This window comes from Pseudomonas sp. CHM02, assembly GCF_000612585.1.
Taxonomy (GTDB): Bacteria; Pseudomonadota; Gammaproteobacteria; order Pseudomonadales; family Pseudomonadaceae; genus Aquipseudomonas.
On record NZ_JFCA01000028.1, the window covers coordinates 19475 to 32880 of the forward strand.

A 13406-nucleotide genomic window follows, 5' to 3' on the forward strand; every position below is an offset into this window, starting at 1 on the left:
TGGCTTCCTTGTTTAGAGCGCGTTCAGGTCGGTTGTGTACAGCGAAATGCCCAGCGATGTGCTCAGGCTGATGGTGCCTTCGGCGTCTTCTTCGACGGAAAACAGCAGGAACTCGCGTCGATCGGTCAGGCCGGTGTCACGGGCATATAGCATCGAACGGTGCTCGACGCTGTAGGCATCCTCGGGGTTTATCACGTGCTCGCTCATTGCCACCAGCTCGGTCTGGCCCTCCTCGCTGCCCCATACGCGCGTGTATTCGACGCCGTCGTGGGTGTAGGTCGGCAAGCCGATCGGGCTTTGTGGCCCCGCCAACCGGCGCAGTTCAGCTTCGCTGCTGATCGTGACGTAACTCAGGTAATTGAACAGGATCACGGACTCGACCTGCCCGGCGATGTCGCCGGTGGTGTGCACCTGCAACCAGTAATCTTCGTCGTTCATGTAGTAGCGCGACAGCCAGGTCGACTGCCCGAGGTCGACGGTGCCGCTGCTCCAGATTTCCTGGGAGCCGGGAATCACCACCGAGGTATGCCCGTCGAGCAACAACTTCAGGGTGGTGTCGAACATCACGCCTTTGCCCGGTGCCAGGCCCAGCGGCCCGGTGGTCGGCACGGGTTCGGCGGCGGGCCGGTTCGAGTGTGGATTCGCGTTCGGGGCCTCGAGCCCCATCAACTGTTTAAACCATCCCATTGGAGATTTCCTTGAGGCGGGTGGAGGCAATGTAGAAGAGCTCGCCGCCTTCAACGCGCGTGGCACTGGGCGGGTTGATCGACGGTTGCTGCGCACCTTTGGCGCGATAGCCGATGAGGGTGGCGTTGTGGTGCTCTTTCATCCGGGTGTACAGGTCGCCGAAGGTGGCTTCAAAAGCTTCGGGCAATTTCATCAGGTATTGGGTGGCCCCCTGCCCTACGCACAGCAGCTCATTAATCACCACCGACGAACCCGGGTCCTGAGAGGCGCGCACCAGCATCTCGATGGCCATACTGGAGGTGCATTCCAGGCTAGGCGCGTAGGAACTGGCCAGTGCGGCAATTTCACTTTCATTGAAGTGCGCGACGACATGCCCGACAGGGTTCAGTTGATTCACCGCCAGCACGGTGGCCAGCGTCAGGTCGTCGGACGGAGTGCGCACCAGCACACGCTCGGCGCCGGGTACACCGGCACGCAGCAATAACGCCGTGGAGGACAGGCTGTCACCGCGGATGAACGCCGCTTTGCCTGGCATCGGGTTTTCGTCGAGGGTGCAATCGCAGATGACGATCAGGTTGTCGTTGGAGGTTTCGTCTTGCAGCAACAACTCAATGACCCGCTCACTGGACGCGCCTTCCCAGCCAATAAGCACGGTATGGCCGACCTTGCCGGTGAAATCGCCTTTGCCCTTCATGCCTTTTCTCCATGCATCGATGACACTGCTGGTGGTTTTGCCGATGGCTGCGGTCAGCAGCGCAATGCCCCCGAGCATGACCCAGGTGGCCACGAACACTCTGCCTGCCGAGGTCTGTGGCGCAAGATCGCCATAGCCGACGGTCAGTGTGGTGGTGAGATAGAAATAAACAAACGTGGCGGCAGCGGTGAGGTGTCGTTCGCCCAGCAACACCAGGCCCAGGTAAGCCGTGCTCAGGTGTACACCCAGGGCGATGACCAGGCCTGCCCAGCCGAAGCGGTGAAAGAGGGAGGAAGCGTACATGCGCAACAGAAGAAAAATCGACATTTCGTCCCTGACTCCCTGGGTACTTGATTCCTGATGACGTCTTCGCCTCGACATCTGGATGCTCAAGTGCGCTCAGCCGGCATTAAACCTGCTGCGTGGTTTGGAGAGAAGTACCTTGGCTGCAATAAATCCGGCGAATGCACCAAACAGATGCCCTTCGAAGGAAACGCCCTGGCGAGGAAGGAAGCCAAGGACCAGTCCGCCATACAGTACCGCCACGACACCGGCTGTTATCAGGTTGCTCCAGCTCCTTTGAAACCAGGCGCGAGATAACAGGTAGGCCCACAACCCGAAGACCCAACCGCTGGCGCCCACGTGCACGCCCGCGAAACCGAACAGCCAGACCAAACAGCCGCCCAGCAGGATGATGATCGCGCTGACGGTCACGAATCGATTGAGCCCTTCGACAATCACCAGGGTGCCCAGGATCAAGAAGGCAATCAGGTTCGCGCTGAGGTGGGCAAACGACCCGTGCAGAAACGGTGAAGAGAGGATGCCGAACAGCCCCTGCAGCGTTCTCGGAACCAGGCCGAATGCAAGGAGGCTGTAACCGGTCGCGACATTGAGCAGTTGCAGGGCAACCATGAACAGGGCCAGGCCTGCGATTGTCTTGAAACCCTTCAGGGTATCCATCCTGACCTCGACATAAAAAAGAAGGGCAGACACTGCCCTTCCAGCGCCGCCGTTGCTTACTCGGCCGACTTTTGCTTCAGGCGTTCCAGAATCGCATTGGCGCTGCCTTCGTTCGGCGTGATGCCGGCTTCGCGCAACTTGCGTTCCAGGTCAGTGCTCGTCGACGCCTCGACCAGTTCATCCTGGGCTTGCAGTTCAGCAGCGCGTTGCTGCTGCTTGGCCTGCAGGCGATTCAGCGTACCGACGGCGGTTTCCAGCTTGCCGTTGGCACCACCGCTGGCGATGGAGGCGCTGACCTGGGCCTTCTGTACGCTTTCGCGTGCCTTGGCCATGTCCACTTGCTGGCGCAGGCTTTTGATCCGGCTTTCGGCCTTGGTGATGTCCTTGCGCATGCTGTCCGCATAGCCGCCGAACTCGGTGGCCTGCTTGTGCTCGGTATCCCGCTCGTTGGTCAGGGTCGAAATGGCTTCGGCCACTTCCAGGGCGAGGTCCTCACGATTGGCCTGCAGGGCAGCGACTGCCTTGGATTCCAGGTCCTTGATCTTGGCGTCGTACTCGTTGACACGATCGGTTGCCAGTTTGTGCTTGGCCATGATGCTGACCAGCTCACGCTTGGCATTGGCCAGCGCGGTGTCCGCATCGCGAATTTCCTGATCGAGGATGCGCAGGGCCTGTTGGTCGACGATCGATTCGCCGACTTCGCTGGCACCGCCACGCAGCGCGGTGAACAGTTTGCTCCAGATGGACTGAGTCATTGGATACTCCAGAATACTTAATTGAAGAAACGTTCGAAGGCTTCGCTGGCGCGTTGCACGTTGTCGACCAGGGTTTTGACCTCGGTCACGATGTTGGTCAGGCTGGAGTCGGAGCTCAACGCGCCGAACATGTTGTAGACCACCTGGCCATTCGGCATGGACTCGATACCGATCGAGGACAGCGGGAACATTTCCCGGCTGCGCAACACCGCGTCATTGAATTTCACGACGTCGTTGATGGACTCGACGTCGACCAGCACGGTATCGACGATGATCTGCTCGCCCACCACCGCGATGTAAATCGGCAAGCCACCGAAGTCGTTCATTTCCAGCTTGATGCTCGACTCGGAGCCCTGAACCAGAGAAAGCGTAATGTCGTTGGAGACCACTTCGTCCAGGGCCTGAAGCGCCGTGAAGAGGCGATCGATATTCCAGTTGGTACCTGCGCTCATGAAATTCTCCGACATGAATGAGCCAGCCAGAATCGGCTGGCGAAGCTGTTTCTCCATCTGCTTGAGCAGGCTTCGATTTTCGGGAAGCACCCAAGTCTCGTGTTTCACGTAGCCGGCGGCCGCCAGGCCCGCGCGCATCTGTTTCATGTAAAAGCTCGATGGCTTTTTTGCGGACGGCTTCAAGCGCTCTCCCTGAAGGCTTGCTGAATCGGTATCGGACCCGGGAGACGGGCTCGATGGAGAGCGGCTTTTCATGGTACTGACCTCGCTGTGAAAAACTCACGCGTGAGAAAATCTACAGGCTATTTTCGCCACACTCAATAGCTCACGCGTGAGATTGGCTGATACCACCCCATTAAGGGCGAACACTGCAACTGTGGCGAGCGGGCTTGTCCCGCGCTGGTTGCGAAGCGACCCTGAAAGGAGGAGTGCGGAGTTCGAAGGCCAATTGAAAGATGCACATGGCCGATACTCTCAACTGGCGACAACCCCGCGCTGAGTGGACGATGAGCCGAATAGAATGCACAATCGGCTCACTCAATGAGCCGAATAAACCTGATATTCGGCTCACGCATCAGGTATTCGCCCATGAACCATCCGTTCTGGATCTGGCAACACGCCGACTGGCCGCATTTCCACTGGCAACCGGGACGCCTGGCCGTCGTGCTGCGTGAGTGTGGGCACGCTCAGGGCCGGTTACTGGGCATGCTCGGCACCGTCAGCCAGGCGGTCAGCGCACAGAATGAACTGGATGCGTTGCTGCAAAACATCCTGACCTCTTCGGCAATCGAGGGCGAGCAACTGAATGTCGGCTCGGTGCGCTCGTCACTGGCACGACGCATGGGCCTGGAGGCGATGAAAGACGGTCAGGTCAGCCGTCGCAGCGAGGGCCTCGCAGAGCTGATGATGGATGCCACGCAACAATTTGCACAACCATTCACCCTCGCCCGCCTATTGAATTGGCACCACCTGCTATTCCCCGCCCAGCAAGCCGGCTTTGCTGCGCGCGCACTGAATATCGGAGTGTTGCGCGGGGATGAGCCGATGCAGGTGGTATCGGGGCGACTTGATCGGCCAACGGTTCATTTCGAGGCGGCGCCACGCGAAGGCCTGGAACACGCGCTGGAGGAGTTCCTGGAATGGTTTGAAACCAGCCGCAACCAACCGGAACTGGACCCGCTGGTCCGCGCCGGCGTGGCACATTTCTGGTTTGTCACCCTGCACCCCTTCGATGACGGCAATGGTCGCCTGACACGCGCCATCACCGATTTGGCGCTGGCCCAAGGTGAACACCAGGCCATCCGCTTTTACGCCATGTCGGCCTGCATCCTCGAAGACCGCGCCGGCTATTACAACGCGCTGGAGTCCAGCCAGAAGGCCACATTGGATATCACCGACTGGCTGGAATGGTTCCTCAACACCCTCTTGCGCAGCCTGGAACAGGCGATAGCGTGGATTGACCGGGTCTTGGACAAGAGCCGTTTCTGGCAGCAGCACCGTGACCTCGCGCTGTCTGCCGAACAGATCAAGGTGCTCAACCGCCTGCTCGACGGCGGTGAAAAAGGCTTTGAACACGGCATCAGCGCCGCGCAGTATCAAGCTGTGGCCAAGGTATCCAAGGCCACGGCGACTCGCCACCTGGCTGACTTGCTGGAAAAGAACTGCCTGGTTCGACTCCCCGGAGGCGGCCGTAGCACACGGTATCAGGTCAATGCCGCGGGCAAGTGACGCCCCCGCTCATTTGCCCAGAATCCCCATGTCTGCTAGTGTCCCGCCGGTTTACCGTCTACCGGAATAGCCGCCATGGCCCGCAAAAAAGTTGCACTCGATTTCGAACAATCCCTCGCCGACCTGCAAACCCTGGTCGAGCGGCTGGAGAACGGCGAGTTGTCGCTGGAAGACTCGTTGACGGCGTTTGAGCAAGGCATTGGCCTGACCCGTGACTGCCAGAGCGCGCTTGCGCAGGCGGAGCAGAAGGTGCAGGTGCTGCTGGAACGTGACGGGGAGTTGGCCGAAGAACCTTTCGATGCGGAACAGCCCGAATGATCGACGCGTATCAGGCCAGTAGCCAAGCCCGGGTCAATGCGGCGTTGGAACCCTTGTTTGTTGCGCCAAGCCCCGAACTCAAGCGTCTTTACGAAGCCATGCGCTATAGCGTGATGAATGGCGGCAAGCGCGTGCGCCCGTTGCTGGCGTATGCAGCGTGCGAAGCCCTGGGCGCGCCGGCCGAGCAGGCCAATGGCGCGGCCTGTGCGGTCGAGTTGATCCACGCCTACTCCCTGGTGCATGACGATTTGCCGGCAATGGACGACGATGACTTGCGTCGCGGCCAGCCCACCACCCATAAAGCCTTTGATGAAGCCTGCGCGATTCTGGCCGGCGATGGCCTGCAAAGCCTGGCGTTCAGCGCACTGCTGGACCCGGCGCTGAGCAGCGTCAGTGCCGAGGTCCGCTTGCGCATGGTCACGGCCCTGGCCGTGGCGGCAGGGCCGGCGGGCATGGTCGGCGGCCAGGCCATCGACCTCGGCTCGGTGGGCCAGAAGCTGGATCAACAGGCACTGGAATACATGCACCGCCACAAGACCGGCGCCTTGATCGAAGCCGCCGTGCACTTGGGCGCACTGGCCAGCGGGCGTGCCGCCCCCGCGCAATTGGCGGCCCTGCAGACCTATTCCCGGGCCATCGGCCTGGCGTTCCAGGTGCAGGACGACATTCTCGACGTCGAAAGTGACACCGCGACCCTGGGCAAACGCCAAGGCGCCGATATCGCGCGGGACAAGCCGACTTATCCTGCGCTGCTGGGCCTGGAAGCGGCCAAGGCCTATGCCTTGGAGCTGCGTGACCAGGCCCTGGATGCCCTGCGACCTTTCGACGCGGCGGCCGAGCCACTGCGCGACCTGGCGCGGTATATCGTCGAACGCCGCCACTGATCACGGCGGCCTTTGCAGCCGCATATCGGCCAAGTTCGGCGCTCTGCGTGGGCAGTTTGCGATGCTTGAGGTAAACTGCCGCCTCTTCTATACCTATAACGATTCGCCTGATGCCCACGACGTTTCAAGAGATTCCCCGCAAGCGCCCGTCCACGCCCCTGCTTGACCGTGCTGTCACGCCGGCCGGCCTGCGTCGACTGGGTGAAGCCGAGCTGGAAACCCTGGCCGATGAGTTGCGCCTGGAATTGCTCTACACGGTCGGCCAGACCGGTGGGCATTTTGGTGCCGGCCTGGGCGTCATCGAGCTGACCATCGCCCTGCATTACGTGTTCGACACCCCAGACGATCGGCTGGTGTGGGACGTGGGCCATCAGGCGTATCCGCACAAGATCCTCACGGGCCGTCGCGAGCGCATGGGCACCCTGCGCCAGAAGGACGGCATTGCCGCCTTCCCGCGCCGCTCCGAGAGCGAGTACGACACCTTTGGCGTCGGCCACTCCAGCACCTCCATCAGTGCAGCGCTGGGCATGGCGATTGCCGCCCGCCTGCAAAACAGTGATCGCAAGGCAATTGCCGTGATCGGTGATGGCGCGCTGACCGCCGGCATGGCCTTCGAAGCGCTGAACCATGCGCCGGAAGTGGACGCCAACATGTTGGTGATCCTCAACGACAACGACATGTCGATCTCGCGCAATGTCGGCGGCCTGTCCAATTACCTGGCCAAGATTCTCTCCAGCCGCACCTACGCCAGCATGCGCGAAGGCAGCAAGAAGGTGCTCTCGCGCCTGCCCGGCGCGTGGGAAATTGCCCGGCGCACCGAAGAGTACGCCAAGGGCATGCTGGTACCCGGCACCCTGTTCGAAGAACTGGGCTGGAACTACATCGGTCCGATCGACGGCCACGACTTGCCCACCCTGATCGCCACGCTGCGCAACATGCGCGACCTCAAGGGCCCGCAGTTCCTGCATATCGTTACCAAGAAAGGCAAAGGCTTCGCTCCGGCGGAAGTCGACCCGATCGGTTATCACGCGATCACCAAGCTGGATCCCCTCAACGCTCCCGCCGCCGCGCCGAAAAAGGCCAGCGGTCCGAAGTATTCCGGTGTGTTCGGCGAATGGCTGTGCGACATGGCCGCTGCCGACCCGCGCCTGGTGGGCATTACCCCGGCGATGAAGGAAGGCTCCGACCTGGTGGCGTTCAGCGAGCGCTTCCCGCTGCGTTACTTCGACGTCGCGATTGCCGAGCAGCACGCGGTGACCTTCGCCGCCGGCATGGCCTGTGAAGGCGCCAAGCCGGTGGTGGCGATCTACTCCACCTTCCTGCAGCGTGGCTACGACCAGTTGGTGCATGACGTGGCGGTGCAGAACCTCGATGTGCTGTTCGCCATCGACCGCGCCGGCCTGGTGGGCGAAGACGGCCCGACCCACGCGGGCAGCTTCGATCTGTCCTACCTGCGCTGCATCCCCGGCATGCTGGTGATGACGCCGAGCGACGAGAATGAACTGCGCAAGATGCTCAGCACCGGCCACCTGTACAACGGCCCGGCCGCCGTGCGTTATCCGCGTGGCAACGGCCCGAATGCGGAGATCGAAAAGGACCTGGAGCCTATCGAGATCGGCAAGGGCGTCGTACGTCGCCAAGGCAGCAAGACTGCGTTCCTGGTGTTCGGCGTGCAACTGGCCGAAGCGCTGAAAGTCGCCGAGAAAATCGACGCTACCGTGGTCGACATGCGCTTCGTCAAACCCCTGGATGAAGACCTGGTGCGTGAAATTGCCGGCCGCCATGAGCTGCTGGTGACCGTCGAAGAAAACGCCATCATGGGCGGCGCCGGTGCGGCGGTCAGCGAGTTCCTGGCGCGGGAGAATATCCTCAAGTCGGTGCTGCACCTGGGCCTGCCGGATGTGTACGTCGAACACGCCAAGCCGGCGCAGATGCTGGCGGAATGCGGGTTGGATGAGGCCGGCATTGAAGCGTCAGTGCGCGAGCGCATGGCACTACTCGGCCTGTAACACCCCGAACACTTGTAGGAGCTGGCTTGCCAGCGATAGCAGCCGCACATTAAACATCAATGTGTCAGACAGACCGCCATCGCCCGCAAGCCGGCTCCTACAACGCTATGGACAGCCTATGAATCGTCTGCGCTTTGCCCTGCCCTTTCTTCTTCTGCCTGCCACCGACCTGCTCGCCGACACCCGCGACGACGCCTTGAAACTCCCCGATGTGGTCATCAGCGCCAACCGCCAGGTCCAGGCTCGCAACGACAGCAGCGCCGCCAACACCGTGTTCACCCGCGACGACATCGACCGCCTGCAACCCACCAGCCTCACCGACCTGCTCAGCCGCGTGCCCGGCGTGCAGATCGCGCCCACCGGTGGCCGCGGCAGTTTGCCGGGGGTGTTCATTCGCGGCACCAAGACGGCCCAGAGCCTGGTGCTGGTGGACGGCCAGCGCATTGCCAACGCCACCTCGGGCGACAGCGGCCTGCAGTTTTTGAGCGTTGACCAGATTGAACGTGTGGAAGTGCTGCGCGGCTCGCGCTCAGTGATCTACGGCAGCGATGCCATCGGCGGGGTTATCCAGATTTTCACCCGACGCAATGCCCAAGGCGGCCTTCATCCGCGCCTGCATGTGGGTTTTGGCAGCAACCAGACGTGGGAACGCAGCCTCGGCCTGTCGGGCGGCGATGAGCGCACGCGCTTCAACCTCGGGGCCAGCCTGGATGAAACCCGAGGCATCAATTGGACTCATGAATCGTTTGCCAGCGATGGTGATCATGACGCCTATCGCAACAAGTCCTTGAGCCTGAACCTCAGCCACTCGCTGAACGATGACCTCGAAGTCGGCTTCAACCTGCTGGATGGTCGGGGCAAGTCGGAATATGACAACCCGTTCGGGCGCTACGTCAGCTTTTTCGAAACCGTCGGCCAGAAGCCCTACACCGACTACACGGTGAGCAGCGCCAGCAGTTATGTCGACGCCAAACTCAACGAGCGCTGGCAGACCCGACTGGAACTGGGCCACACCGAGAACCGCGACACCAAGCGCGACCACCTCAGTGCTGAGGGCAGCGCTTTCAACACCTATCGCGACGCGGTGAACTGGCAGAACGATTTGACTCTGGATGAGCGCAACAGCCTGATCCTCGGTGGCGACTGGTACGAAGATCGAGTGCATGCCACCACCGACTTTGACGCGGACAGCCGCTGGAACCGCGCGGCGTTTATCCAGCATCGCTTCGCGACCGAACGGTTTTCCACCGAGTTGGGCCTGCGCCACGACACCAACCAGCAGTTCGGCAGCCAGAACACCTGGAGTGGCACCCTGACCGTACCGCTGAACCCAGACAATGAAGTGCTGCTGTCTTACAGCGAAGGCTTCCGCGCGCCCAGCTTCAACGACTTGTACTACCCCGGCAGCAGCAACCCCGACCTCAAGCCCGAGCATTCAAAAACCTATGAGCTGCAATGGCGCAGTCAACTGAGTGACACCCTGCGCTTGGAAACCTCGCTGTATCGCACCGACCTGAAGGACGCCATCGTCGCGCAGCCGGTGGACTTCTACATCCCACACAACGTGGCGTCCGCACGCATCAATGGCTTTGAAGCCGCGCTGAAGCAACAACTGTTCGGTTGGCAAGGCAATCTAGGCGTCTCGATCATCGACCCTCGTGACCGTGACAGCGGCCATACCCTGGCCCGCCGGGCGCGGCGCACTCTGAACCTGGACTTGGATCGGCAGTTTGACAAGCTTGGGCTGGGCGCCAGTTGGCAAGCCATCAGCAGTAGCTATGACGATGAAGAGAACCGCAATCGCCTCGGCGGGTATGCCTTGTTGGGGCTACGCAGCAGTTGGGCGCTGAACCGCGAGGTGCTGCTGTCAGTGAAGGTCGATAACGTGCTGGGCAAGGAGTATGCACGGGCGATGTACAGCTATCAGGACCCGGACTTCGAAAACAACCAGCATTACCGTGAAGAAGGACGGGTGTGGATGTTTGGGGTCACTTGGACGCCTGAACTCTGAGTGGGCAGACCCGGCCTCATCGCTGGCAAGCCAGCTCCTGCATTTGGAATGCATTCCCCCTGGAGCTGGCTTGCCGGCGATAGCTATGTCAGCGGTACGGCGCAACCACCTGACACAACCGCCCCACCGCCTCCAGCATCTGCCCGCTGGGCCGCTCCAGGCCTTTGTCCGGCACCACGCGCACCCGCTCGGCCATCGACGGCCAGACCTTCCACGCATCCTGCTGCGCCTGATCGCCCACCAGAATCATCTCGGGATCACGCTGCAACACCGATTCGATATTCACCTGCGGCGCCGGCAGCTTGAGGTCATCGAACACATTGCGCGCGCCGCACACACTCAAGGCATCGCTGATGATCTGCCCACCGCCCACGGTATACAGCGGCTGGTTCCACACCTGGTAGAACACCCGCAGTGGTTCGGTACGCTGATAGCGCTGGCGCAGTTCGGCCAGGCGTTGGCGCAATTGCGCGGCCAACTGTCGACCGGCATCAGGGCGACCCAATTGCTCGGCAATGGCCTGCACCTGGGTGGTGAGCTGTTCAAGGCTGTGGGGTTCGGCGACGTACACCGGAATGTTCAGGCGCTGCAGCTGCTCGCGCTGCGCCGGGCCGACACTGCCGGGCCACAGCAGGATCAGGTCGGGCTTGAGACTGAGCAAGCGCTCCATGTCCAACTGACCGTAGTGCCCCACGGACGGCACCTGCGCCAACGCCGCGGGACGATCGCCGCCGTCGAGCACGCCCACCAGCACATCGGCGGCACCCAGTTCAGCGACGATTTCAGACAAGGAAGGCGCCAGGCTCACCACCCGCTCGGCCGCCAGCGCCTGGGCACTCAATGCCAGCAGCACTGCCAGCCAGTAGCGCTTCATCCCAGTTGGCGGGGAATGCGGTAGAGGTAGAACAGCACCACAGTCGACAGCGCCAGCAGGAACAGCGGCACCGCTTCCAGGCCGACAAACACCGCCAGCGCGCCGATCCAGGCCGGCACGGCAGCGATCAGCAACGCGGTGCGCCGCCGGGCTGCCAAGGTGATCCAGGCAGCCGGTTCTTCAGGGGTATCGAGGGCTTTGGAGGTAGCGATCAACGCGTGTTTATAGCCGTTGAAATAACGCAGGCTGAGGAACATCGAGGCCACGCCAGCAATGAAGAACGGCATTGCCAGCACCGGCAGCAGGGATTCGGACTGGCCGAACACCAGGTTGAGCACAAACAGGGGGAGCAACGCCAGGGCCAGGTACTGCCACCAATTGAAGGACAGCCGCCGCTTCACCTGGCCACGGGTCACGCGCGGTCGACCTCGCCCTGGTGCTCGTTGCCCATCATGTGGTCGAGCTTGCTGGCCTTGGTGGCCAGGTAGAGTTTGTTGTGCGGGTTGTGCCCGGTGTGCAGCGGCACGCGCTCGGCCACGGTGATGCCCATCTCGGTCAAGGCCTTGACCTTGCGCGGGTTGTTGGTCATCAGGCGCAGGGACTTGACGCCCAGGTGCTCCAGCATCGGCAGGCAGATCGCGTAGTCACGCTGGTCGGCGGCGAAGCCCAGGCGCTCGTTGGCCTCGACGGTATCGGCGCCGCCATCTTGCAGCTCGTAGGCGCGGATCTTGTTCATCAGGCCAATGCCACGGCCTTCCTGACGCAAGTACAGCAGCACGCCCCGGCCTTCACGGGCGATGGCCCGCATGGCGGCTTCCAGTTGCGAACCGCAGTCGCAGCGCTGGCTGAACAGCGCATCGCCGGTCAGGCATTCGGAGTGCACACGGCCCAGCACCGGCGCGCCATCGGCGATATCGCCCAGGCTGAGCACAACGTGCTCGCGCCCGGTGGCTTCTTCGAGAAAGCCGTTCATGGTGAACGTGGCAAAAGGGGTAGGCAGCCTGGAAGCGGCGACGAAAACGACGGGCACCGTGTGCTCCTGATTTCAGTTTTTACAGAGGCGGCCATTGTAACAGCACGTTCCTACAGACGCTTAAGCTGAATTATCGCTGATAAAGATCAATCGGTTCGATTGGCCTTCATCCTGGTTCTATGTGTAGGAGCGAGCTTGCTCGCGAAAAATCCGCAAGCGCCGCGCTCATCCAGACTGCCGGCGTTATCGTTGACGTTTTTCGCGAGCACGCTCGCGCCTACAGGAACCTAGAACGGATAGGGTTGTTTCCAGTGCTCGAAAAGTGGCTTTAACTCGCCGCTTTTCACCAGGACAGCCATGCGTTGGTCGAATACGGCCATCAAGGCGCGACCTCGTTCGTTATCGGCAAAACCGAGGTAGAGCGGGAGCTCGGCGATGTGGGTGAGAGTGAACGTCGACGGGTCATCCGCCTGGTTGAGCACGTACTTGGCCTCGGTCAACGCATCGATATAGAAGTCGGCCCGCGCGTGCTCCAGCATTGGCAAAATGCCGTCGCGGCGCTCGATCTGGTTGAAACGGCGCACATTGGGCAAGTACTCCTCGTACTTGTAGCCGCGCACCCAGGCCAGGCGGTAATTGCCCAGTTTGGCCAGCGTCGGCGCGGGAGTATTGGCCAACCCGAGGGCGTAGATATGGTCGGAATCGAAGTTCCAGTGGGGGTACAACACGCCCTTGGCTTCATCACGATAGGCACCCACCCAGCCATCCACCTCGCCGCGCTGGGCCAGGCCGACCGAGCGGGTGTAAGGCACGGAGCGAGTCTGCAACTTGATACCGGCGGGTTCGAAGACGTGGCGCAGGACGTCCCAGGCCAAGCCGCTGCCATCTTTGTTGGTGTAGTCGTTCCATTCCTCACTGGCCAGCATGATCTTACCGGGCACATCCTGCGCCTGGACCACAGCCGTACAGGCACACAGCACGATCAGCAACCAACGGCGCACATCCATGGTGACGACCTCCTACAGGGCCTTGCTTGCGTGATAACGCTATAGAGGGTAGCG

The 13406-nt window shown here is 61.6% G+C and carries 14 protein-coding genes; 5 read left to right on the forward strand and 9 right to left on the reverse strand.

Features of this window, described 5'->3' with window-relative positions; genetic code table 11:
- Positions 1-12: 12 nt before the first annotated feature.
- The 5 genes from BM70_RS0117260 to BM70_RS0117280 form a co-directional block, all read right to left on the reverse strand.
- A complete protein-coding gene (locus tag BM70_RS0117260; protein ID WP_025857163.1) occupies positions 13-687 on the reverse strand; it encodes a DUF2491 family protein in 675 nt (224 codons plus the stop codon).
- Complete coding sequence (locus BM70_RS0117265) at positions 674-1708, reverse strand: ion channel (protein ID WP_025857164.1); 1035 nt, start codon at positions 1706-1708, stop codon at positions 674-676. Before BM70_RS0117265 ends, BM70_RS0117260 begins: the two co-directional genes overlap by 14 nt.
- 72 nt (positions 1709-1780) lie before the next feature.
- Complete coding sequence (locus tag BM70_RS0117270) at positions 1781-2341, reverse strand: rhomboid family intramembrane serine protease (RefSeq protein ID WP_025857165.1); 561 nt, start codon at positions 2339-2341, stop codon at positions 1781-1783.
- A gap of 56 nt (positions 2342-2397) precedes the next feature.
- A complete protein-coding gene (locus tag BM70_RS0117275) occupies positions 2398-3096 on the reverse strand; it encodes a PspA/IM30 family protein (RefSeq protein WP_025857166.1) in 699 nt (232 codons plus the stop codon).
- A gap of 17 nt (positions 3097-3113) precedes the next feature.
- The gene (locus tag BM70_RS0117280) at positions 3114-3695 is read right to left on the reverse strand and encodes a YjfI family protein (protein WP_025857167.1); all 582 of its coding nucleotides are present in this window, start codon (positions 3693-3695) and stop codon (positions 3114-3116) included.
- 441 nt (positions 3696-4136) lie between these two features.
- On the opposite strand from BM70_RS0117280, the gene BM70_RS0117285 reads away from it, so the two are divergent.
- The 5 genes from BM70_RS0117285 (at position 4137) to BM70_RS0117305 (ending at position 10498) form a co-directional block, all read left to right on the forward strand.
- Positions 4137-5276: a Fic family protein gene (locus BM70_RS0117285; protein ID WP_025857168.1), complete on the forward strand. Its 1140-nt coding sequence runs from the start codon at positions 4137-4139 to the stop codon at positions 5274-5276.
- 75 nt (positions 5277-5351) lie between these two features.
- Complete coding sequence (locus BM70_RS0117290; protein WP_003176346.1) at positions 5352-5594, forward strand: exodeoxyribonuclease VII small subunit; 243 nt, start codon at positions 5352-5354, stop codon at positions 5592-5594.
- Positions 5591-6478 carry a (2E,6E)-farnesyl diphosphate synthase gene (ispA, locus tag BM70_RS0117295; RefSeq protein ID WP_025857169.1) on the forward strand — a complete coding sequence of 296 codons (888 nt, stop codon included), beginning with the start codon at positions 5591-5593 and terminating at the stop codon, positions 6476-6478. Before BM70_RS0117290 ends, ispA begins: the two co-directional genes overlap by 4 nt.
- Positions 6479-6588: 110 nt before the next feature.
- On the forward strand, positions 6589-8487 hold the full coding sequence (dxs, locus tag BM70_RS0117300) for a 1-deoxy-D-xylulose-5-phosphate synthase (RefSeq protein ID WP_025857170.1): 1899 nt from the start codon (positions 6589-6591) through the stop codon (positions 8485-8487).
- A 118-nt stretch (positions 8488-8605) separates the two neighbouring features.
- Positions 8606-10498 carry a TonB-dependent receptor domain-containing protein gene (locus BM70_RS0117305; RefSeq protein ID WP_025857171.1) on the forward strand — a complete coding sequence of 631 codons (1893 nt, stop codon included), beginning with the start codon at positions 8606-8608 and terminating at the stop codon, positions 10496-10498.
- An 88-nt stretch (positions 10499-10586) separates the two neighbouring features.
- On the opposite strand, the gene BM70_RS0117310 is transcribed toward BM70_RS0117305, so the two are convergent.
- The 4 genes from BM70_RS0117310 to BM70_RS0117325 form a co-directional block, all read right to left on the reverse strand.
- Positions 10587-11372, reverse strand: coding sequence for a cobalamin-binding protein (locus tag BM70_RS0117310; protein ID WP_025857172.1), 786 nt, complete (start codon positions 11370-11372; stop codon positions 10587-10589).
- The gene (locus BM70_RS31385) at positions 11369-11788 is read right to left on the reverse strand and encodes a nuclear FMR1 interacting 1 family protein (RefSeq protein WP_034109495.1); all 420 of its coding nucleotides are present in this window, start codon (positions 11786-11788) and stop codon (positions 11369-11371) included. The genes BM70_RS0117310 and BM70_RS31385 overlap by 4 nt, the downstream gene beginning before the upstream one ends.
- Positions 11785-12402, reverse strand: coding sequence for a GTP cyclohydrolase II (ribA, locus tag BM70_RS0117320; protein ID WP_025857174.1), 618 nt, complete (start codon positions 12400-12402; stop codon positions 11785-11787). The genes BM70_RS31385 and ribA overlap by 4 nt, the downstream gene beginning before the upstream one ends.
- Before the next feature lie 230 nt (positions 12403-12632).
- On the reverse strand, positions 12633-13352 hold the full coding sequence (locus BM70_RS0117325; protein WP_025857175.1) for an ABC transporter substrate-binding protein: 720 nt from the start codon (positions 13350-13352) through the stop codon (positions 12633-12635).
- Positions 13353-13406: the final 54 nt, after the last annotated feature.

Excerpts from the sequence above, each read along its gene's own strand:
- BM70_RS0117325 (WP_025857175.1), bottom strand. The coding sequence starts at position 13,352 with ATGGATGTGCGCCGTTGGTTGCTGATCGTGCTGTGTGCCTGTACGGCT.
- ispA (WP_025857169.1), top strand. The coding sequence starts at position 5,591 with ATGATCGACGCGTATCAGGCCAGTAGCCAAGCCCGGGTCAATGCGGCG.
- BM70_RS0117305 (WP_025857171.1), top strand. The coding sequence starts at position 8,606 with ATGAATCGTCTGCGCTTTGCCCTGCCCTTTCTTCTTCTGCCTGCCACC.
- BM70_RS0117290 (WP_003176346.1), top strand. The coding sequence starts at position 5,352 with ATGGCCCGCAAAAAAGTTGCACTCGATTTCGAACAATCCCTCGCCGAC.
- BM70_RS0117270 (WP_025857165.1), bottom strand. The coding sequence starts at position 2,341 with ATGGATACCCTGAAGGGTTTCAAGACAATCGCAGGCCTGGCCCTGTTC.
- BM70_RS0117285 (WP_025857168.1), top strand. The coding sequence starts at position 4,137 with ATGAACCATCCGTTCTGGATCTGGCAACACGCCGACTGGCCGCATTTC.
- BM70_RS0117265 (WP_025857164.1), bottom strand. The coding sequence starts at position 1,708 with ATGTCGATTTTTCTTCTGTTGCGCATGTACGCTTCCTCCCTCTTTCAC.
- BM70_RS0117310 (WP_025857172.1), bottom strand. The coding sequence starts at position 11,372 with ATGAAGCGCTACTGGCTGGCAGTGCTGCTGGCATTGAGTGCCCAGGCG.
- BM70_RS0117280 (WP_025857167.1), bottom strand. The coding sequence starts at position 3,695 with ATGAAACAGATGCGCGCGGGCCTGGCGGCCGCCGGCTACGTGAAACAC.
- BM70_RS0117260 (WP_025857163.1), bottom strand. The coding sequence starts at position 687 with ATGGGATGGTTTAAACAGTTGATGGGGCTCGAGGCCCCGAACGCGAAT.
- BM70_RS0117275 (WP_025857166.1), bottom strand. The coding sequence starts at position 3,096 with ATGACTCAGTCCATCTGGAGCAAACTGTTCACCGCGCTGCGTGGCGGT.
- dxs (WP_025857170.1), top strand. The coding sequence starts at position 6,589 with ATGCCCACGACGTTTCAAGAGATTCCCCGCAAGCGCCCGTCCACGCCC.